The organism is Bacillus sp. EKM420B, assembly GCF_011065565.1.
Taxonomy (GTDB): Bacteria; Bacillota; Bacilli; order Bacillales; family Bacillaceae; genus Bacillus; species Bacillus velezensis.
The window spans coordinates 1-18,990 of the sequence record NZ_JAAMNX010000006.1; the positions used below are offsets into that span (position 1 = coordinate 1).

Below are 18,990 nucleotides of genomic sequence, written 5' to 3' on the forward strand. Positions count from 1 at the left end.
ACGCACATCACTGTGCGATTTATTTAAAACTTTGAATTAACAGGTACGTTTTGTCTTGTTTAGTTTTCAAAGATCATTATAATGGAGCGGGTGATGAGAATCGAACTCACGACATCAGCTTGGAAGGCTGAGGTTTTACCACTAAACTACACCCGCATATGAATTGGCGCGCCCGAGAGGAGTCGAACCCCTAACCTTTTGATCCGTAGTCAAACGCTCTATCCAATTGAGCTACGGGCGCTTATCATGCGACTTAACTATCATACTACCAATCAGTTATGATGTCAAGTGTTTTTTTATTTCTTTACGAAGTCTTTTTTCTCGACCTCATTTATTATACACGCTTTTGAGAATTTGTAAAGTCTTTTTTTAAAAAGATCATTTTCTCATTTGTCGTTATCGCTTTGTTCATCAGCGACGTTTAATAATATACCACGCACTTTAAATTAGGTCAACACTTTTACGAAACTTTTTTCCCGCTTATTATTCCCTTCTATATAATAGTAAAAAGCGGGATTCCCAGGAACCCCGCGTCTATTCAGATTACCCGCTCACCTCGGCTTCTGCGCTATTACGATCTGTTTTTTCATAGGCACGGAAGTTTTGTTCAAGCTGTTCGAGCGACAGACCTTTCGTTTCCGGAAGGAACCTTTTCACAAATATAACGGACGCTATCCCTAACAGGACAAAAATGAAGAAGGTTGCAGACAATCCGATGTTTGCGAGCAGGATCGGAAAAGTTAAACCAACAATGAAGTTCACGATCCAGAGGCAGAAGACAGTGCCCCCCATACCAAGCCCCCGCAATCGCAGCGGGAATATCTCCGACAGCATCAGCCAGGTCACCGGAGAGACAGCCCCTTGCTGAAACGCAAGGAAAGTGACTGTTAATGAAAGAACCACATAAGGAAGAGCAGGCGATCCTTTCAGCACGACAGACAGAACTCCGATCAAAAGCAGCACCGCAGTCGTTCCGATCAGCCCCGTCATCAGCATCGGGCGGCGGCCGACTTTGCCGAGAAGCCATATTCCCACAAAAGTCGCGAGCACTGAAATCACACCGTTAGCGATATTGCCGATTAATGCGGCTTTTGTCTCGAAACCGGCATCTTTTAAAATTTGAGTTCCATAATACATAATTGAATTCACGCCGGTGAGCTGCTGCACTACCGCAATTCCGATCCCGATAAACACAATGCGGCGCACCCACGGAACGGCAAGATCCTTAAAGGTCGCCTGCTCCATCTGAGCTTCCTTATGAAAGGCAGATTCAATCTCAGCGAGCTCAGACTTCGCTTTCTCTTCATTCCTTATTCGCCGGAGAACGTGCAAAGCATCTTCTTTTCTTCCTTTAGAAACCAGCCAGCGCGGACTTTCAGGAACTTTCAGCATACCGAAAAACAAGAATACCGCCGGAAGGGCCGCGATAACGAGCATATAGCGCCAAGCGTGAGAGGTATCACCAAGCACATTGCCGATGATAGCATTACACGTGAAGGCAAGCAGCTGACCCGTTACAATCATCAATTCATTTTGGGTAACCATTCTCCCTCGGCTTTCCGCCGGCGACATTTCAGCCAAATATGCCGGTACGGTTACGGATGCTCCCCCGACGGCAAGCCCCAGCAGAAAACGGGAGATGATCATAACCGATACGTTAGGCGCCAGTGTACATCCAAGCGTCGCTGCAAAGAACAAAACGGCAAGGATAAGGATATTTTTACGTCTGCCGTTATAGTCCGACAATCTCCCTCCGAAAACCGCGCCGATCGCAGCCCCCAAGAGCAGGGAGCTCGCCACCATCCCTTCAGTCAAAGCGGTAAGATTAAGCTGGTCAGCTTCCGCCATAAACGGCAGCGCCCCATTAATCACACCGGTATCGTAGCCGAAAAGAAGTCCCCCGAATGTCGATACTAAAATGATGGTTCTCAAAAATGAATGCTGGCTGCTATTTTTATTCATCTTCAAATCCTCCTAGTTTTTACACAGAGATAATATCCGAATATTCAGTTATCAATATTTACACCTCTAACATCTGCATACAAGTTCTGACCGTCCAAAACAGTTATATAAGAAGAAAATGTTCCGAAAGCGTTATCATTTATAGTGATTATTCGCTCTCCCCCTCTCGTCATATTGTTATTTTATAGTTACTTTGTAGTGAAGTTATAATGATATTATTGGCACTTATGTTATTATCATAATTTTAAAAGCGCTTTCAGTCAATAAATATTTCATAAAATTTTATAACTCACCTTTATATTACCTATATATAATCAATTTTCGTTTTATATCAATTTATTTCCATAACATACTCAATGAATTACCCCTATTATAATCAATAATTGATTACATATTGAAAACCCCCAACTGCTGATTGGGGGTTTTTGTTTTATTCTTCGTTTATTGTAACAATCGTTCTCCCTCTCGCTTCTCCTTTTAAAAGGGAAGGAAGCGTATCCGGCAGCTCTTCAAGTGTAATTTCCTTTTGAATAAAGGCCTCCAGATCTGCAGGCTTGAAGTCATCAGCTAAACGCTGCCATATTTTCTTTCTTGTCTCCATCGGACAGAATACGGAATCAATTCCCAAGAGATTGACGCCGCGCAATATAAACGGAAAGACTGTAGCCGGGAGTTTCGTTCCCGCTGTCAGTCCGCTCACAGCAACTGATCCGCCGTACTGAATCTGACTGAGAACTGAAGCAAGCGGCTCACCTCCGACCGGATCGACGGCCGCTGCCCATTTTTGTTTTTGCATCGGTTTTAACGTGCCGTTATACACTTCGTCACGGTGAATGACCGTCTTTGCTCCGAGGCTCTTCAAATAGCCGCTTTCTTCTTCTTTTCCCGTACTGGCCTCGACCTCATAACCTAAGGTTGAAAGAATGGAGACGGCAAAGCTTCCGACGCCGCCTGTCGCTCCCGTCACCAGCACCTTCCCTTTTTCAGGAGCGGCATGGTTTTCTTCAAGACGCTGGACGGACAATGCGGCAGTGAAGCCGGCGGTTCCGATCGTCATGGCTTCTTTAAGTGTCAGACCTTCAGGCAGCTGCACGATCCAATTTGCCGGAATGCGGGCCATCCCGCTATAGCCGCCAAAATGGGAAACGCCTATGCCGTAGCTTGTCGCAATGACTTTGTCCCCTTCTTTAAAACGGGCGTCCTCTGAAGAAACGACGATTCCCGCTAAATCAATTCCCGGCACGAAAGGATACGAGGTTACGATCTTGCCGTCAGGAATGGCAGCCAAGCTGTCTTTATAATTCACCCCTGAGTAGCAAACCTTAATCAGCACTTCACCCTCGGGAAGGTCCTGAACCGCCAGCTCCCGTACGCTGACTGAAAACCGGTCTTCATGTTGATCGACTACTAACGCTTTAAATTGATCTGTCATCACTACGTCTCCTTAAAATGAATTGAATGGCTTTGGAAAAGCATAAAATAAGTTTGATTTGTTTTCAAATGTCCTGTCCTGTGTAGTATGATCAAAAGTAAAAACAGCGAAAGAGTGGTTACGCATCATGTCTGATAAACAAAACAAAGATAACAAAAACAACAACAGCAATCAGCCATTACCGGACATTATTCATACCGCCGTTTTCAAGGCGCCGATACAAGTTGTCTGGGATACGGTCTCTACGGCGGACGGCCTGTCTCTCTGGTTTATGCCGAATGATTTCACACCTCAAGAAGACAGTGAGTTTCAGCTGGAATCTCCGTTCGGTCCGTCTCCGTGCAAGCTGCTGGATATTGAAGCGCCGTACCGCCTTTCTTTTTCGTGGGATACGGAAGGCTGGATCGTTTCTTTTGTCTTAAAGGAAACGGAAAGCGGGGATACGGAATTCACTCTCATTCACGGCGGATGGAAAGAGCCGGAAGCCGTCATCAATAAAGTCAATCGGAAAAGCTCCGAGATTCACAGTACGATGGATCAAGGATGGAACGGGCTTGTCAACACGAAACTTCGCAGGGCGGTTGAGGCTTAACACAAAAGGACGGACACGGTTTCCGTCCTTTTTTTGATGCCGATACATAAAAACTGAATTTGCAAAGACACTAACAGAAGAACCGAAAACTTCTTTCAGGGGGCGCTGTTTATGTATTATTACAAAGAAGAGCTGATCAATATCATTAAACCGGACAAGCCGGACCCGGCCGCGGCCAAGGTGCTTCAGGAAATTTTAGGCGGGCATTACGGGGAAATGCGGACGATGATGCAATACTTTTTCCAAAGCTCTAATTTCAGAGGAAAAGAAAAACAGTTCCGTGACCTGCTTCGCGGTGTATTTTTAGAAGAGATCGCACACGTTGAGCTCGTCCAGCATACGATTAATGCGCTGCTCGATGAAAGCGGCGCTGAGGGCGCCGGAAATCAGGCAGCAGATCAGGCGCCGCTTGACGAAGCGGTTAAACACGCCAATCCGCACCATTTTATCATCGGGGCGCAAAGTTCTCTTCCTGTAGACGCCGGCGGCAATCCATGGAACGGGTCTTGGGTATACAACCACGGGAATCTGATTTCCGATCTATTGGACAATGTCGTGCTGGAATCAACCGGCGTGCTGCAAAAGACGCGCATTTATGAAATGAGTTCAAATCAGACGTTCAGAGAAACACTCGGTTTTCTGATCGTCCGTGACAACGCCCATCAAAATGCATTTACAAAAGCGCTGGAAACACTGGGTGTCGAATGGGGCAAATTATTTCCCGTGCCGAATTATGATATTGAAAAATACCCGGAATGCCGGAAATTCGTTGAAATGGGTTATCATAATACCCAATTTAATTTCAGACTGGATCCGACACGGATCGGAGAAATTCTGCAGGGAACGGCGCCGAGCCGAAACGGCGGCGAATTAAGTGTGTCCGAGCCTCCTAAAGGTTTCCCCGTGCCGGAACTTCCCGAGCTTCCGAATGAGCACAGCCCCGGACTGAAAGATATGAACTTGTAACAAAAAACGCCTGTTTCGGGCGTTTTTTGTTTTTCTGAATATGAGGTTTGAATGTGTTCAAAACGGGGAATATAAGCCGGGAGATCTTGCCATACGGCCGTTATTTTGATGTGAGCACATTGCGGTACATACTTCGTTTCGAAAGTTGTCCTAATTTTCCAGCCGGCCGGCTGGGTATGTTTGAATGATAATGGGAATTATGTAAAGAGAACAATGTCTTTTTTAAGGAGGCAGCGAATGTCTAAGCAAGGAAACTTCCAGAAAACTATGTCACTTTTTGATCTTATTTTAATCGGCATGGGAGCCATATTCGGTTCGGCATGGCTGTTTGCCGTCAGTAACGTCGCCTCTAAAGCGGGCCCGTCAGGCGTTTTTTCCTGGCTGATCGGCGGGGGAATCATCTTATTGATCGGCTTGGTTTATGCGGAACTGGGCGCCGCGCTGCCGCGGACCGGGGGGATTATCCGGTATCCCGTATATTCACACGGACACCTGGTCGGATATTTAATTTCCTTTGTCACCATTGTGGCATACACGAGTCTTATTTCAATAGAAGTCACGGCAGTCCGCCAATACGTAGCGTATTGGTTTCCCGGTTTGACCGTAAAAGGCTCTGATTCGCCGACAATTGCCGGATGGATATTGCAATTTGCGCTGCTCTGCCTGTTCTTCCTCCTCAATTACTGGAGTGTCAAAACCTTTGCGAAAGCAAACTTCATTATTTCGATTTTTAAATATGTCGTACCGATTACGGTAATTGTTGTACTGATTTTTCATTTTCACCCGGGCAATATGACCGTTCACGGATTCGCGCCTTTTGGTTTCACCGGAATTCAGGCCGCGATTTCCACAGGCGGCGTCATGTTTGCATACCTTGGGCTGCATCCGATTGTGGCTGTCGCGAGTGAAGTGCAGAATCCGAAGCGGAACATTCCGATCGCATTGATTGTCTGTATTATCGTTTCTACTATTATTTACACCGTACTGCAGCTCACTTTTATCGGGGCGATCCCGGCGGATACCCTGAAGCACGGATGGCCGGCTATCGGGACTGAATTCTCCCTTCCGTTCAAAGATATCGCCGTTTTGCTCGGTTTGGGGTGGCTGGCGACATTGGTCATTTTAGATGCGATTTTATCACCGGGCGGTAACGGAAATATCTTTATGAATACGACTTCACGTCTCGTCTATGCCTGGGCCAGAAACGGAACATTATTCAGCATTTTTTCTAAAGTCAATAAAGAAACCGGGACACCGCGCGCCTCCCTTTGGCTTTCGTTCGGTCTGGCTGTTTTTTGGACGCTTCCGTTCCCTTCTTGGAACGCTCTTGTCAACGTATGCTCCGTCGCATTGATTCTGTCTTATGCGATTGCGCCGATTTCTTCTGCGGCGCTGAGAGTCAACGCGAAGAACATTAACAGACCGTTTTATTTAAAAGGGATGAGCATCATCGGGCCGCTGTCGTTTATTTTTACCTCTTATATTGTATATTGGTCCGGATGGCGCACCGTATCCTGGCTTCTCGGTTCTCAAATTGTCATGTTTCTGATCTATCTCTGTTTCAGTAAATATGCTCCCAAAGATGATGTCAGCATACGCCAGCAGCTGAAATCAGCATGGTGGATCGTCGGCTTTTATGTCATGATGCTGATTTTCTCCTATCTCGGCTCGTTCGGCCACGGATTGGGCATTATCAGCAATCCGCTTGACCTGATTCTGATCGCCATCGGTTCGCTCGGTATTTATTACTGGGCAAAATATACGGGTCTGCCGAAGGCTATGATCGACAGTGATAAATGACGAATGCCGGAAAGAAGTATGGTCTTCTTTCCGGTATTTTTATTTTAAGGGATGACAAAAAAGCGAACATACGTTAAAATGAATGACAGTCATTCATAAAAGGAGGAACCCCTCTATTGGCAAAACAAAGCTCGGGAAAATACGAAAAGATCCTGCAAGCCGCGATTGAAGTCATTTCTGAAAAAGGATTAGACAAAGCATCCATTTCAGAAATCGTCAAAAAAGCCGGAACGGCCCAAGGTACGTTTTACTTATATTTTTCTTCTAAAAACGCACTGATATCCGCGATTGCAGAAAACCTGCTCGACACTACGCTGGACAGAATAAAAGGGAAAACGGACGGTTCTGAAGATTTTTGGACGTTGCTGGACATTTTGGTAGATGAGACATTTCACATCACCCGGCTTCATAAAGATATTATCGTTCTCTGTTATTCCGGTCTTGCCATCGATCATTCAATGGAGAAATGGGAAGCCATTTATCAGCCCTATTATTCCTGGCTGGAAGGCGTGATCAATACGGCCATTGAACAGGGTGAGGTCCACAGCGGCATTCATGTCAGATGGACGGCCAGAACGATTATCAACGTTGTCGAGAACGCGGCTGAACGGTTTTATATCGGCTGTGAACAGGATGTCGATCTCGAAGTATATAAAAAAGAAATATTCAGCTTTCTCAAAAGAAGCTTGCAGAAATGATTGGCGGAGACCGATCATTTTTGACCGCCGTAAAAATGACTGACATTCATTCATAACTGAGGTGACTGTATCATGTATTGGCTGCTTGTATTGATAGCCGGACTGTTAGAAGTAGTTTGGGCGTCCGCCCTGAAGCATGCGGATTCGCTCTTTGATTGGATTGGTATTTTCCTTTTGATTGCCGTCAGCTTTCTGATGCTGATCCGCTCTTATAAAAAAATTCCGATGGCTGCCGCATATACCGTTTTTGTCGGAATAGGCACCGTCGGCACATATGTAACGGGCGTCATTTTAGGCGAATCGTTTTCAATCGGGCAAATATTCTTTTTGGCTTTGCTGTTGTCCGGCATTTTAGGAATGAAGGTATTTACGAAAGAAACTGAAACAAGGGGTGAACATTAATGGCATGGCTGCTGTTATTTATTGCCGGAGCGGAGGAAGTTGTAGCGGCCGTTGCCATGAAACATATTGACGGTTTTAAAAAAAAGTGGCCGCTGATTGTCATGGTAACAGGCTTTATGCTTTCATTCTTTTGCCTTTCCGGCGCGATGCAGGTTCTTCCCACAGGTGTCGCGTATGCGGCTTGGACCGGCATGGGAAGCATCGGCGTTTCGGCCGTGGGCATACTTTGGTTTAAAGAAAAATTCAATCTGTCACAATTGGTGTCTCTGGGGCTTATCCTCATCGGTGTCATCGGCTTAAAACTGACAACGTGACGGCCTGAGACAGCTTTTTAAATAAAAAACAAAGGACCCTAAACGGGCCCTTTGTTTTTTTATGCTGTTTTGATCTGTTCCGCTTTTCCCGCTCCGACTCCGAAAATGAAAATCAGAACAGAGACTGCGATCAGCATGAATAACGGAACCGTCCAGCCGTGCGTGATGTCATGCAGCAAACCGAATACGAGCGGCCCGAACGCGGCAAGCAGGTATCCGAATGACTGGGCCATGCCGGAAAGCGCCGCGGCTTCATGAACATGCCGGGTCCGCAGGCTGAAGAACATCATCGCCAGACTGAACGCACAGCCTCCCGCAATTCCGATCAAAATGACCCATAGCGGAGTGAGAGCCGGGCTTCCGAAAAGAACGCCGGCAATGCCGATAAGGAAAAATAAAGCCGTCAGTCCGGCGAGTGCGCGCTGATTTTTCATTTTAGCGGCAGCGATCGGCACGATAAAAGTAATCGGCAGGACTGAGAATTGCATTAATGAAAGCATCCATCCCGCCTTACTTGAGCTGAGTCCATTCTGCTGAAGAATTTCCGGCAGCCAAGCGATGACGGTGTAAAAAATAAGGGATTGCAGCCCCATGAACATCGTCACCTTCCAAGCCAGCGGAGACCGCATCAGACTGTTTTTCTTCTCTCCATTTGTCCCAGTCGTGCGGACGGGCAGTTCGCGTCCTCGCATTTGCGGAATCCACATGACGAACGCAATAAAAGAAAGGATAGCCCAGCAGCCGAGCGCGCCTTTCCAGCCTAACCCCGCTGAAGAGGCGATCGGCACGCTGATGCCGGATGCAATCGCACCGCACAGATTCATAGAAACCGAGTAGACGCCGGTCATGATGCCTAAATTTCCGGGAAACTTATGTTTAATGAGACTCGGCAGCAGGACGTTGCATACGGCGATCGACAATCCCAACAGGATCGTTCCGAAAAAGAGAGTGCCGATTCCGGCGATGGAGCGCAGCAGAGTTCCGGCTGTCAGGACAATTAATGATGACAGTAAGACAATCTCGGTCCCGAAGCGCCGGGACAATAAAGGAACAAACGGCGACAGACATGCAAAGGCCAAAAGCGGCACTGTCGTAATGGTGCCGGCAGCCGCATTGGTCATGCCGAGGCTGTCCCGAATTGAGGAAACGAGCGGCCCGACCGATGTCAGAGGCGCTCTGAGGTTGGCCCCTATCAATATGACTCCGATGACCAGCAATATCAGTTTTTTACGATGACTTGCTTGCAGAATTTGATGTTCGTCTTCAATTTTCATGTTCATCCTCCATGTGTATTGTATCTTTAAATACTGTGATGTATTGGTTGACGGCCTCCATGGCCTGATCCGGTTTCTGTCCGATAATCGCGGCGGCAAGCTGGGTGTGGATCCGGATAGCAGGGGTGATTTCCAACAGGTTATGGACTGACGCACAAAGCGCCTCCGTCATATGCTCGTATAGATCAGAAAGCATATTGTTATGGGCCGCCTGTACAATTGTTTTGTGCAGCTTAATGTCGGCTTCGGCATACCGTTTTCGATCTTCATTTTGCAAGGCCGCTTCACATTCATCCAAGCATGCCTTCAGTGCTTTCAGGTCTTCGTCATTACGCCTTTCCGCCGCCAATCGTGCAGCTTCTCTTTCGAGTGCGTATCTGACTTCTAATGTTTCAAGCAAATTTGATTTTTTAATATGGCGGTAAAATGCCGCGCCGAGAACACTGGATGAGCTGACATACGTACCGCTCCCCTGCCTTGTCTGCAGCAGGCCGGCATGTACGAGCGCCCGAATGGCCTCACGCAACGTGTTTCGGCTCACATCAAATTGCTTCATTAAATCCAGCTCAGGGGGAATGCGCGTCCCGACCGGCCATTTATCCGATTGAATTAACGATTCAATTTGCGCCACCACTTGTTCTACGAGCGACAGTCTGCTTGTTTTGGATATCTCCATCAAAACACCTCTGAAATTTGTAGGATGATTCTATCATTGGGTAATATAACATAAAAGAAGCGACGATGTAAATCAGCGGCAACAAAAAAAGAGTGAGTTTTTCTCTCACTCTTCGGCGCTTTTATGAACGTTTTATATTGACTGAGGTCACGACAAACTTGTCATGACGGTGGCGGGAAAATGAATATTCAAAGGGAGTGCCGTTGTCCAAAAAGCCTACATGCTCGACTTCAAGTATCGGGTCATCCGGCCGGCAGCCGAGATATTGCTGATCCATGTCATCCGACTTGCACGCTCTGATTTTTCTGTGTGAGCCTGCGATTTTGAGCTGCAGTTCCCGCGTAATATGATCGTAGATGGAATGGTTGAGCACCTCGTCATTAATGCCGGGTATAAGGCTCGCCGGCATGTATGTTTTTTCAAGAACGTACGGTTCGCCTTCAACAATTCTGAGCCTCACTACATAATAGACGGGAGTCTTTTCATCGATGGCCAAATGTGCGGCGACATCTTGAGACGGAAACTGCACTTCAAACCGGATGACCTTGCTCTTGATATTTTTGCCTTTTAACAAATTGCTCAAGCCGAGAATTTCGTTGCTGACTACGTGAACGTGCTCATCCTGCATGGCTGATTGGATGATAAATGTGCCGTGCCCTCTTTTTCTGAAAAGCATCCCTTCAGCCGCAAGTGTATCAAGCGCCCGCTTCATCGTCATCCGGCTGCACCCGAACTCCGCAGCGAGCGTCTTTTCATCCGGGATCGGCTGATCTATGTCATATACACTGCTTTTAATCCTCTTTCTCATTTCGTTGGCGATTTTTTCGTACTTATTCATCGGTTTCCTCCGGCTGTATAATGTTTGATCTGTATAGACTCCTTACGGTTATCATAAATTTTTTTCCCTGCTTCATCAATGACGTTACAGCCGCCGATATTGAAATTGAAAGGATTTCCTCGAATTTTCTATGGAATCTCCCTCACTATTATGGTAGAATTTTTTGCAGAAACGGACACAACCGAATATTGCAATATATTGTATAACCTCAATGATATGGTTTGAGGGTGTCTACCAGGAACCGTAAAATCCTGATTACAAAAATTGTCCCGTACACTTTTTGTAATCAGGATTTTTTATTTTCTAAAAAATAAAAAATAAAAAAAGGAGTATCTGTACATGAATTTCAAAGTATTTCTGCTTGCAGCATCTACCATCGCAGTCGGATTGGTTGAACTAATTGTGGGCGGTATTCTTCCGCAAATCGCTTCCGACTTAGATATATCCATTGTCAGCGCGGGGCAGCTGATCAGCGTGTTTGCGCTCGGTTACGCGGTATCCGGCCCGCTGCTTTTGGCAGTGACGGCAAAGGCTGAACGAAAGCGGCTTTATTTAATCGCACTGTTTATTTTCTTCCTAAGTAATCTGGTCGCTTATTTCAGTCCCAATTTCGCCGTTCTTATGGTGTCACGGGTGCTCGCTTCCATGAGCACAGGGCTGATTGTCGTCCTTTCTTTAACGATTGCTCCTAAAATCGTGGCGCCTGAATACAGAGCGCGGGCGATCGGCATCATTTTCATGGGGTTCAGCTCCGCAATCGCTTTAGGCGTGCCTGTCGGCATTATCATCAGCAATGCCTTCGGATGGCGTGTTCTGTTCTTGGGAATCGGCGTATTATCTCTCATTTCCATGCTGATTATCAGCGTCTTTTTTGAAAAAATACCTGCTGAAAAAATGATTCCGTTTCGTGAGCAGATCAAGACGATCGGGACCGCCAAAATTGCCAGCGCACATCTTGTCACCTTGTTTACATTGGCGGGGCATTACACACTTTATGCCTACTTTGCGCCTTTTTTGGAAAGAACGCTTCATTTGAGTTCCGTTTGGGTCAGTGTATGCTACTTTTTGTTCGGTCTGTCAGCGGTATGCGGCGGCCCGTTCGGAGGCTGGCTGTATGACCGTTTAGGAGCATTTAAAAGCATCATGCTTGTGACCGTTTCTTTCGCTCTGATCCTGTTTATTCTTCCGCTGACAACGGTTTCTTTAATCATTTTCCTGCCTGCGATGGTGATCTGGGGATTGCTCAGCTGGAGCCTTGCGCCGGCGCAGCAAAGCTATTTAATCAAAATTGCGCCTGAGTCTTCTGATATTCAGCAAAGCTTCAACACGTCCGCTTTGCAGATCGGCATCGCGCTCGGGTCAGCCATCGGCGGCGGCGTGATCGGACAAACCGGTTCTGTCACAGCAACAGCCTGGTGCGGCGGTTTGATTGTCATTATCGCTGTCGCTTTAGCTGTATTCTCTTTAACGAGACCTGCCTTGAAAAGAAAATCCGCATAAATGTGAGACCGCAAAAAAGCCAAAGGAGTTCCTTCGGCTTTGGCGGTCTTTTTATTTTGCGGCAGCAAGCTCGTCTTCTGTCACCCATTTATGATTGGTTACTTTTTGGCCGCCGTCAGTCGGTGTATAGTCGACCATATAAACGGTTGTCTTTTTGGCTGAATCAATAACGGCTTCGGCACCCTTCATGCCTTTCATATGGGATGCCTCGATCACGGCCTTGTCACCCGGTTTTAACGTTTGATCACCGGCGCCCTTCAGCTCTTCCTGAATGACCCATTTGTGATCTTCGACGCGCTTTCCTCCCGTTTCCGGAGTGTAAGATACACTGTAAACCGTTGTATCATAAGCACCTTTTACGGTTCCTTGCGCATTTTTCATGCCTTTCATATGAGAAGCTAAAATCATGACGTCACTGCCGACTTTATAAGTCGGATTTTCGGCCTTCTTTAAACCTTTCGGCACCTCGGATGAACCTGAGTGATTCATGTCTTCGTGAGAGTGCGTTTCTTTGTCTTTCGCTTTTTCGCTTCCTCCTGAAGATTGGCTGTTGCATCCGGCAAGCGCCAGAACGGGGATCAGGAGAAACATGCTGAATAAAAATAGTCTCGCTTTCATTTCAAGAACTCCTTTGCCTTTTTGATTTTTCATTTTCCCTTTCGTTTCTTCGGTAAAACAAAAAGATGGCCTGTCATTTCTCCTAATTCTTCAACTCTCTCTTTATTGCCTTTTATCAGGTGAAATTGTTCACAAAATGTACACATTAATGGAGATGCAGTATAATTCAATTATCAGATAATAGGGGGAACTCATCATGAAAACGAAGGTTTTTGCGGTGGTATTGGGCGCTGTTTTAATGATTGCGGGGTTGGTTTTGGCAGAAGTTTCGCTTTATATGGAATACATCACAATGGTCGGAGCTATGATTTTTTCTTCTATATTTATGTCAGAGCCGAAAAGAAAATTTCGCGTCATCAAAGGGGTTTGACTTTTCTATTACCGCCGTCTTCTCAGGACGGCGGTTTTGTTTTGCATGTCACTCAGTCTATCCGCAAAGCCGTTTCTTCTGTGCCGTCCTGATATAAAACGAAATGCGGGGCTGTTTGTGCTTTATCACCTGCAAATTCAATTTCAAGCGGCAGCGCCCTGACAAAATAACGGGTTTCCGTCATTGGGAATAATTCGAATGGTGTCTGCCCGTCTATTGTAAGATACAATCGGTTTTCTTTTACCGTCACCGATGCATGTGTGTCATCCTGAAATGAGTAATTGCCGGTAAATCTGCTGTAAATCGCAGGATCGATATCTGCTTTTTTCTGATCCGCCGGACGTTTCGGAATCACGTACGGCTGATCAAATAAGATGTTTACGGCCGCGGCAATCACAGCTTGTTCAAATTGATACGATTGTTCCATATTGCTGAGATAAATCAGTGTTTTGTTCTGGTCAATATACCGGATCATCAGAGTTGAATAGCCCGGCCAGCCTCCGTCGTGACTGATAACCTTCCCTTTTTGGGGGCTGTTTTGAATCATCCAGCCAAATCCGTATCCGAATTGCTCTTCTTCATTCCAATAGCCCGGTGTAAACGCTTGATCTTTAGACTCTTTGCCGATGATTTCTTCCGTATAAAGAGCCTGGTCAAACAGATATAAATCTCTAATAGTGGAGTTAACGGTTCCGTCACCTTGAATCCCGTCAAGAAAGACGACATAATCGGTTTCCTCAAGTTCATCCGGCAGCACATATTCTCCGGAATGAACATCATACACATAGCCATATGCATAGTTCGGAATGTTTTCTTTACTCAGCCTTCTGTTATAAATCCGCGTATCGTGCATACGAAGCGGATGAAATACGGCTTGTTTCATAAATTCAGCAAAACTAATGCCTGATACAATTTCTATAATAACCGCTAACACCGCATACCCCGTATTACTGTAAAGCCACTCCTTGCCCGGCGGGAAATAAGCATCCGGTTTATGCTGCTTAAGCATATCGATCACATCTTGATTAACGGCAATTCTGTCCCGGTCCCAATGTGTTAAAAATAACTCCATATAGTCCGGCAATCCTGACGTATGATGGAGTAAATGCCGAATGGTAATGCCCGGATAAGGAAAATCAGGAAGCCACCGCTCTATCATATCGTCATAACGCAGCTTCCCTTGCTGCTCTAAAATGATAACGCCTAAAGCTGTAAACGGCTTCGATACTGAGGCCAATTCAAAGACCGATTGGTCATTCAGCATCCTCTTTGTTTTCAGTTCTGCAGCGCCGAATGAACCCTGATATAAGATGCGGCCGTTTTCCGCTGCCAATACAGCTCCGTTTATTTCATGTCTTTCGTCTAAAGTGCTGAAAAGCTGTTCAAAAGCTTGTTTTTTCTTATCGTTCATTTCACGAACCTCCATATACAAGCTGATTTACTCTTTTATACGAACAGCCGCTTTAGAAGTTTCAATATTTTCCCTTCCCTGAACACCAGTCAGTAAACTGCCGTTCAGGCAGCCGCGGAGGTTTAATGAAGGTCTTTTATTCGCACAACACTGTGCAGGCTTCGAACTCAACATGCTTCTCGTCTTTTTTTGCGCCGGCAATTTCCATAGTCGAAAACATCGCACAGACGACGGCTTTGTATTCGTTCATGACGGTTTGAATTTCAATCAGAAACCGTTCGGATGAAGAGGCGTATTCCGTTACGTATTCTTTCATTTTGCCGATAATATCATCTGCCTGACGGATGAAGCCGGCCGCCTCCAAGTCACTCTCAAACTGGTTTTTGTTGATCATATGAATATGCATTTTTCAAGGCCCCTTTCAGCAGCGTTTTGTGGTTATATCCACTGTAAAGGACAGGCTTGGATAAACTTTTAATAAAATATGAACAAAATATGAATTGGCTCATCGGCCTGACCGGCGGGCTTTCGGCTGTGCTCCGTTTCATTTGGACTACCTGAAATAATGACTTCTTTACTCTATGAAAAACAGCTCATATATGATCTAATACCAGTAAAATGAACGTTAGGAGGCGGCCTATGTCAGCAGCAGGAAATCGGCAAAAATTTTGGGTCATGGCGATGCTTATAGCGGTCTTTGCCGTGTTTGTTTTCTCTTTTTCTGAGAATCATTCACAAAAGAACTGGCACACGGCGGTTGACCAGGCGTCAGTGAATGTCTTCGGCCAGCAGATCTTTGAAAAAGACCGTCTGGCAAAAACACTCGACGCACGTGAGGCAGAATCTCTTCTGACTCTTGTGAAACTTGCAAATGAAGAACATCACATCATCTAAAAGCCATTATAAAAAGCCTGTTTCCCTTTGGCAGAGGAAACAGGCTTTTTCCATGTATTATTGAGCATGTTTTTGTTCAATAAACCGGTCGATCCGGGCCAGAACATCCTTCATGTCCATACATTCTTTAAAGCTTTCATTAATGGCTTGAATGCCTTGTTTGTATTTTCCGTTATGCAGCACTTCTTCCGCGGCAAGCTTTACCTTTTCAGCGCTCACTTCATCTTTTTGCACTGTATAGCCTGCATCCAATTCAGTCAGGCGGCGCGCAACCATCGGCTGGTCTTTATCATGCGGAATAACGACCAGCGGCACTTGATAATGAATGCCTTCATTTACACTGTTCATTCCGCCATGCGTGACAAACACGTCGGCCTGCTCCAGCACTTCAAGCTGCGGCACGTACGGGGCGATGATAAAGTTTTCCGGCGCCTGTTTGATTTTCGACAGATCGGCTTTTTCCCCGGCGGCAATGACTACTTTTCCTTCAAAATCTGAGAACGCGTCTATGCACAGATTGAAAAACGCTTCCGTGTCCCCGAGCACCGTTCCCATTGAGATATAAATGACTTTTTCATTCTTTAATGAGTCAATCGGGAAGTCGACGCGCCCTTTTCTCTTCGGAAAACTCGGACCGATAAATAAATACTCATCTCCGAATGTCTCACATTCGGGCTGAAAATATCTGCTTGTATAGACGACGTTCAATTCACCTGTGTTGTTCATAAATTGAACCATGCTGTCAGGGGCGACACCGTATTTGTCTTTCATCTCGGCCAACAGCTCTTCACATTCCCTGTCCGGCTGAAACGGCACGCCCGATTCCGGATGGAGCGGCAGTATTTTCAGACGGTCTTCATTGAACAGGAAGGATGCTGAAGAAGAGATGCCGGGAATGTTGAGATAATCCCGCACCAGCTCTCCCGCACCGAATTTATCATAATAGACGGCGTCGAATTGAATGTCCTCTGCCAGCCGCTGCACAATATGTAAAATCTCCAGTGACGTTTTGATATGAACCTTTAAAAATGCAAGTATGCCGGACGGACTGCCGGGATCAATGGGTGTCATTCTGAGCAGATCGCTGTGAAGGTGAACTTTCGCTCCTACTCCTTCCAGTCTGCTTTTGTATTTTTCCGTTGAGATATAATGAACGTGATCGCCCCGTTCGCTGAAGGCCTTTGTCATACCCAAAGTCGGGTTTACGTGTCCTTCTGCGGGAAAATTGATCATCAGAATATGTTTCGCCATTTTTCAAACTCCTTTGCCTTTTTTGCGTCTCTTCCATATCCATCATAAATGACGCGGAAAAAATCATGCAAGGAACATCCGTCAGGTCTTTATGACGGTTCGATGACATCGGCAAAAAAAAGACAAGGCTTTTCACCTTGTCTATCGTGATGATTCGTCTGTTTCTCCCGCTTTGAGCACGCCTTTCAGATGTTCTTCATCATGCTTGAGATGTTCCGTCATATATTGCACGGCTTTTGTTTTATCGCCCTTTTTTATTTCTTCAAAGACTTTCCGGTGCTCATGTAAGATCACTTCCGCACGGTCATCTCCTTTAAAATTAAGAACTCTGCAAAAATGAATCAGCACATTGACATGCTCAAGCAGCATGGCCAGCCGGCTGTTGCGGCTGAAATCCACAAGAAGCCGATGAAACGACTCGTTTAAGGAAATAATCTCAGTCTCTTTGACGCCTTTATTGATGGCTTCTTCCGTCTCCCGCAGCTGTTTTTCAATGAGGTCAATTTCACTCTCAGCCGCTTCATCAATAACCAGTTCGACCGCCAGTGATTCAAGTGACATTCTGATTTGATAAATCTCTTCAACATCCTTAACGGACAAAGAATAAATGACAAAGCCGTTTCGATCGTCTGCTGTCAGAAGCCCGTCCTTTTCAAGGAGCCGCATGGCTTCTCTGACCGGCGACCGGCTGACTCCGAAATCCTTAGCCAGCTGAGTCTCATTCAGCCGTTCACCCGGTTTAAAAATCCCGTCAAATATCATTTTTTTCAATTGGGAATAAAATTGCAGATAATACGGGATTGGCTTATCTAATTTAAAATTATCCATCTTTCCTACCTCTTCATACAATTTAGGCCTTATTGTTACCAAGATCATATAACAGTTTATCTATGGAAGCAACATACCCGAGCTTGTCAGCATAACGGAGGTGCCGTAATATGGAAGTATAGTTGGTCGAGGGTATTCCGTAAACCGAAAACAATTCATTCGGAGGTGACGGAAACATGAAGACATACTAGATTGTCAGCATACCGGGGGACGGGGGACGGTGTGGGGAAAGAAACAGTTCCGCAAGCGGAACGGGTGTTGAACGCGATCGCCGAATTACATGGAGGCATTGCCTTTGATTTCACTTCTTTTCCGTGGAGCTGCGAGTATTATTTGGAGCACGGGAATCTGATGCCGGATGGTGGATGAGAAACGTTACAGCACTTTGATGCTTTGTTTTTGGGAGCAGTGGGGACTGCCCATCAAGATACGCCGGTAACCACTCCTTTAATTGTGGTGAAAAAAGAGGATATACCTACAAGACAGGTCGATTGAAGACGGTCTATCGGCATCTTATATCCGCAAATATGTCTTTACACAAAAAAGGTAGAGAGGTAAAAAATATGAAAAAAATATTTTACTTTTTTTTGATATTATATATAATTATAGTATTATTACTTAATTCTGTATTTGACTTGAGTAATGTATTATTAACTGTTTTGTTTGCTATATTCGTTGGTGCATTAGTGATTTATAGCATTGCGAAACGGAGTAAAGGTGATGAGAGAAAAAAGTGTTAAAGAAGGTTACTAAATTATTTATAGCGGGGTGTATTCTCGCTACTGTGTTGTCTGCTTTCGCTCCAAGTTCTGAAGCAGCTTGTCGACGGACAAATCTTGGGACTCAGTGTGATAATGATGTTCTTCTTAAAAAAAGGGTAAAGGTTTATTACACAAAAAATCAGGTAAAAAAAGTGGTTTCTAGATATAACAGCATGGGGTCTAATAAAGGGCTTATTCTCGGTTATATTATTGGGTTGGTACACCCTTCTACTGGTTTAAGTGTTTTAATGTATCAAGTAGGAGCTAATAATATGATTAAGCCTTTTAAAACTGCTAATTCTAAGAAAAAGGGTTTAGAGATTTCTTACACGGTTACCGTTTATAAGTGGTCAAATGCATCTACTAAGGTATCTGGAGTAAAATATAAATATAGATAAGACTA

20 protein-coding genes, 2 tRNA genes, 1 pseudogene and 1 riboswitch are annotated in these 18,990 nt (G+C 45.4%); of the genes and pseudogenes, 11 read left to right on the forward strand and 12 right to left on the reverse strand.

Going from position 1 to position 18,990, the window contains the following annotated elements:
- Nucleotides 1-82: 82 nt before the first annotated feature.
- The 4 genes from G9F48_RS16435 to G9F48_RS16450 form a co-directional block, all read right to left on the reverse strand.
- Nucleotides 83-156: transfer RNA gene (locus G9F48_RS16435), tRNA-Gly, on the reverse strand.
- An 8-nt stretch (nt 157-164) separates the two neighbouring features.
- Nucleotides 165-241, reverse strand: a tRNA-Arg gene (locus tag G9F48_RS16440).
- Between the two features lie 302 nt (nt 242-543).
- Nucleotides 544-1,962, reverse strand: a complete 1,419-nt coding sequence (locus tag G9F48_RS16445) for a sugar porter family MFS transporter (protein WP_165409806.1) — start codon at nt 1,960-1,962, stop codon at nt 544-546.
- A gap of 430 nt (nt 1,963-2,392) precedes the next feature.
- On the reverse strand, nt 2,393-3,394 hold the full coding sequence (locus G9F48_RS16450) for an NADPH:quinone oxidoreductase family protein (protein ID WP_165409807.1): 1,002 nt from the start codon (nt 3,392-3,394) through the stop codon (nt 2,393-2,395).
- A 127-nt stretch (nt 3,395-3,521) separates the two neighbouring features.
- On the opposite strand from G9F48_RS16450, the gene G9F48_RS16455 reads away from it, so the two are divergent.
- The 6 genes from G9F48_RS16455 (at nt 3,522) to G9F48_RS16480 (ending at nt 8,166) form a co-directional block, all read left to right on the forward strand.
- Nucleotides 3,522-3,986: an SRPBCC family protein gene (locus tag G9F48_RS16455; protein ID WP_165409808.1), complete on the forward strand. Its 465-nt coding sequence runs from the start codon at nt 3,522-3,524 to the stop codon at nt 3,984-3,986.
- A gap of 111 nt (nt 3,987-4,097) precedes the next feature.
- The gene (locus tag G9F48_RS16460; protein WP_165409809.1) at nt 4,098-4,952 is read left to right on the forward strand and encodes a manganese catalase family protein; all 855 of its coding nucleotides are present in this window, start codon (nt 4,098-4,100) and stop codon (nt 4,950-4,952) included.
- A gap of 237 nt (nt 4,953-5,189) precedes the next feature.
- Nucleotides 5,190-6,752, forward strand: coding sequence for an APC family permease (locus G9F48_RS16465; protein ID WP_007409293.1), 1,563 nt, complete (start codon nt 5,190-5,192; stop codon nt 6,750-6,752).
- Nucleotides 6,753-6,868: 116 nt separating this feature from the next.
- Entirely contained in the window at nt 6,869-7,450 is a 582-nt protein-coding gene (locus G9F48_RS16470) for a TetR family transcriptional regulator (RefSeq protein ID WP_007409294.1), read from the forward strand.
- Nucleotides 7,451-7,522: 72 nt separating this feature from the next.
- Nucleotides 7,523-7,852 (forward strand): DMT family transporter, encoded by a 330-nt coding sequence (locus tag G9F48_RS16475; RefSeq protein ID WP_003156023.1) that lies wholly within the window; start codon nt 7,523-7,525, stop codon nt 7,850-7,852.
- Nucleotides 7,852-8,166: a DMT family transporter gene (locus G9F48_RS16480; RefSeq protein ID WP_007409295.1), complete on the forward strand. Its 315-nt coding sequence runs from the start codon at nt 7,852-7,854 to the stop codon at nt 8,164-8,166. Before G9F48_RS16475 ends, G9F48_RS16480 begins: the two co-directional genes overlap by 1 nt.
- A gap of 59 nt (nt 8,167-8,225) precedes the next feature.
- Here the strand turns inward: G9F48_RS16480 and G9F48_RS16485 are convergent, their stop codons facing one another.
- The 3 genes from G9F48_RS16485 to G9F48_RS16495 form a co-directional block, all read right to left on the reverse strand.
- Nucleotides 8,226-9,440: a CynX/NimT family MFS transporter gene (locus G9F48_RS16485; protein ID WP_015416938.1), complete on the reverse strand. Its 1,215-nt coding sequence runs from the start codon at nt 9,438-9,440 to the stop codon at nt 8,226-8,228.
- On the reverse strand, nt 9,430-10,116 hold the full coding sequence (locus G9F48_RS16490) for a FadR/GntR family transcriptional regulator (protein ID WP_003156026.1): 687 nt from the start codon (nt 10,114-10,116) through the stop codon (nt 9,430-9,432). The genes G9F48_RS16485 and G9F48_RS16490 overlap by 11 nt, the downstream gene beginning before the upstream one ends.
- A 121-nt stretch (nt 10,117-10,237) precedes the next feature.
- Complete coding sequence (locus G9F48_RS16495; RefSeq protein ID WP_007409298.1) at nt 10,238-10,954, reverse strand: GntR family transcriptional regulator; 717 nt, start codon at nt 10,952-10,954, stop codon at nt 10,238-10,240.
- 178 nt (nt 10,955-11,132) lie between these two features.
- Nucleotides 11,133-11,232, forward strand: a riboswitch (purine riboswitch).
- Nucleotides 11,233-11,293: 61 nt separating this feature from the next.
- Here G9F48_RS16495 and G9F48_RS16500 point away from each other — a divergent pair.
- Complete coding sequence (locus G9F48_RS16500; protein WP_015388619.1) at nt 11,294-12,454, forward strand: MFS transporter; 1,161 nt, start codon at nt 11,294-11,296, stop codon at nt 12,452-12,454.
- Nucleotides 12,455-12,505: 51 nt separating this feature from the next.
- Here G9F48_RS16500 and G9F48_RS16505 read toward each other — a convergent pair whose 3' ends face one another.
- Entirely contained in the window at nt 12,506-13,072 is a 567-nt protein-coding gene (locus G9F48_RS16505) for a YdhK family protein (RefSeq protein WP_070082687.1), read from the reverse strand.
- Between the two features lie 196 nt (nt 13,073-13,268).
- Between G9F48_RS16505 and G9F48_RS16510 the strand changes: the two genes are divergently transcribed.
- A complete protein-coding gene (locus G9F48_RS16510; RefSeq protein ID WP_003156030.1) occupies nt 13,269-13,442 on the forward strand; it encodes a hypothetical protein in 174 nt (57 codons plus the stop codon).
- A gap of 52 nt (nt 13,443-13,494) precedes the next feature.
- Here the strand turns inward: G9F48_RS16510 and G9F48_RS16515 are convergent, their stop codons facing one another.
- Both G9F48_RS16515 and G9F48_RS16520 read right to left on the reverse strand, forming a co-directional pair.
- Entirely contained in the window at nt 13,495-14,853 is a 1,359-nt protein-coding gene (locus G9F48_RS16515; protein WP_165409810.1) for a serine hydrolase, read from the reverse strand.
- A gap of 136 nt (nt 14,854-14,989) precedes the next feature.
- The gene (locus tag G9F48_RS16520) at nt 14,990-15,259 is read right to left on the reverse strand and encodes a hypothetical protein (RefSeq protein WP_014304456.1); all 270 of its coding nucleotides are present in this window, start codon (nt 15,257-15,259) and stop codon (nt 14,990-14,992) included.
- A 233-nt stretch (nt 15,260-15,492) separates the two neighbouring features.
- Between G9F48_RS16520 and G9F48_RS16525 the strand changes: the two genes are divergently transcribed.
- Entirely contained in the window at nt 15,493-15,747 is a 255-nt protein-coding gene (locus tag G9F48_RS16525) for a hypothetical protein (RefSeq protein ID WP_015416933.1), read from the forward strand.
- 57 nt (nt 15,748-15,804) lie between these two features.
- On the opposite strand, the gene G9F48_RS16530 is transcribed toward G9F48_RS16525, so the two are convergent.
- Both G9F48_RS16530 and G9F48_RS16535 read right to left on the reverse strand, forming a co-directional pair.
- A complete protein-coding gene (locus G9F48_RS16530; RefSeq protein WP_165409811.1) occupies nt 15,805-16,998 on the reverse strand; it encodes a macrolide family glycosyltransferase in 1,194 nt (397 codons plus the stop codon).
- 141 nt (nt 16,999-17,139) lie between these two features.
- The gene (locus G9F48_RS16535; RefSeq protein WP_060386780.1) at nt 17,140-17,826 is read right to left on the reverse strand and encodes a GntR family transcriptional regulator; all 687 of its coding nucleotides are present in this window, start codon (nt 17,824-17,826) and stop codon (nt 17,140-17,142) included.
- Nucleotides 17,827-18,018: 192 nt separating this feature from the next.
- Between G9F48_RS16535 and G9F48_RS16540 the strand changes: the two are divergent.
- Both G9F48_RS16540 and G9F48_RS16545 read left to right on the forward strand, forming a co-directional pair.
- Nucleotides 18,019-18,192 (forward strand): annotated as a pseudogene (locus G9F48_RS16540) (hypothetical protein); the annotation flags it as partial.
- Nucleotides 18,193-18,559: 367 nt separating this feature from the next.
- Nucleotides 18,560-18,985 (forward strand): hypothetical protein, encoded by a 426-nt coding sequence (locus tag G9F48_RS16545; protein ID WP_020955408.1) that lies wholly within the window; start codon nt 18,560-18,562, stop codon nt 18,983-18,985.
- Nucleotides 18,986-18,990: the final 5 nt, after the last annotated feature.

Excerpts from the sequence above, each read along its gene's own strand:
- G9F48_RS16515 (WP_165409810.1), bottom strand. The coding sequence starts at position 14,853 with ATGAACGATAAGAAAAAACAAGCTTTTGAACAGCTTTTCAGCACTTTA.
- G9F48_RS16480 (WP_007409295.1), top strand. The coding sequence starts at position 7,852 with ATGGCATGGCTGCTGTTATTTATTGCCGGAGCGGAGGAAGTTGTAGCG.
- G9F48_RS16505 (WP_070082687.1), bottom strand. The coding sequence starts at position 13,072 with ATGAAAGCGAGACTATTTTTATTCAGCATGTTTCTCCTGATCCCCGTT.
- G9F48_RS16495 (WP_007409298.1), bottom strand. The coding sequence starts at position 10,954 with ATGAATAAGTACGAAAAAATCGCCAACGAAATGAGAAAGAGGATTAAA.
- G9F48_RS16465 (WP_007409293.1), top strand. The coding sequence starts at position 5,190 with ATGTCTAAGCAAGGAAACTTCCAGAAAACTATGTCACTTTTTGATCTT.
- G9F48_RS16510 (WP_003156030.1), top strand. The coding sequence starts at position 13,269 with ATGAAAACGAAGGTTTTTGCGGTGGTATTGGGCGCTGTTTTAATGATT.
- G9F48_RS16500 (WP_015388619.1), top strand. The coding sequence starts at position 11,294 with ATGAATTTCAAAGTATTTCTGCTTGCAGCATCTACCATCGCAGTCGGA.
- G9F48_RS16455 (WP_165409808.1), top strand. The coding sequence starts at position 3,522 with ATGTCTGATAAACAAAACAAAGATAACAAAAACAACAACAGCAATCAG.
- G9F48_RS16525 (WP_015416933.1), top strand. The coding sequence starts at position 15,493 with ATGTCAGCAGCAGGAAATCGGCAAAAATTTTGGGTCATGGCGATGCTT.
- G9F48_RS16490 (WP_003156026.1), bottom strand. The coding sequence starts at position 10,116 with ATGGAGATATCCAAAACAAGCAGACTGTCGCTCGTAGAACAAGTGGTG.
- G9F48_RS16445 (WP_165409806.1), bottom strand. The coding sequence starts at position 1,962 with ATGAATAAAAATAGCAGCCAGCATTCATTTTTGAGAACCATCATTTTA.
- G9F48_RS16450 (WP_165409807.1), bottom strand. The coding sequence starts at position 3,394 with ATGACAGATCAATTTAAAGCGTTAGTAGTCGATCAACATGAAGACCGG.
- G9F48_RS16485 (WP_015416938.1), bottom strand. The coding sequence starts at position 9,440 with ATGAAAATTGAAGACGAACATCAAATTCTGCAAGCAAGTCATCGTAAA.
- G9F48_RS16530 (WP_165409811.1), bottom strand. The coding sequence starts at position 16,998 with ATGGCGAAACATATTCTGATGATCAATTTTCCCGCAGAAGGACACGTA.
- G9F48_RS16520 (WP_014304456.1), bottom strand. The coding sequence starts at position 15,259 with ATGCATATTCATATGATCAACAAAAACCAGTTTGAGAGTGACTTGGAG.
- G9F48_RS16535 (WP_060386780.1), bottom strand. The coding sequence starts at position 17,826 with ATGGATAATTTTAAATTAGATAAGCCAATCCCGTATTATCTGCAATTT.
- G9F48_RS16475 (WP_003156023.1), top strand. The coding sequence starts at position 7,523 with ATGTATTGGCTGCTTGTATTGATAGCCGGACTGTTAGAAGTAGTTTGG.
- G9F48_RS16460 (WP_165409809.1), top strand. The coding sequence starts at position 4,098 with ATGTATTATTACAAAGAAGAGCTGATCAATATCATTAAACCGGACAAG.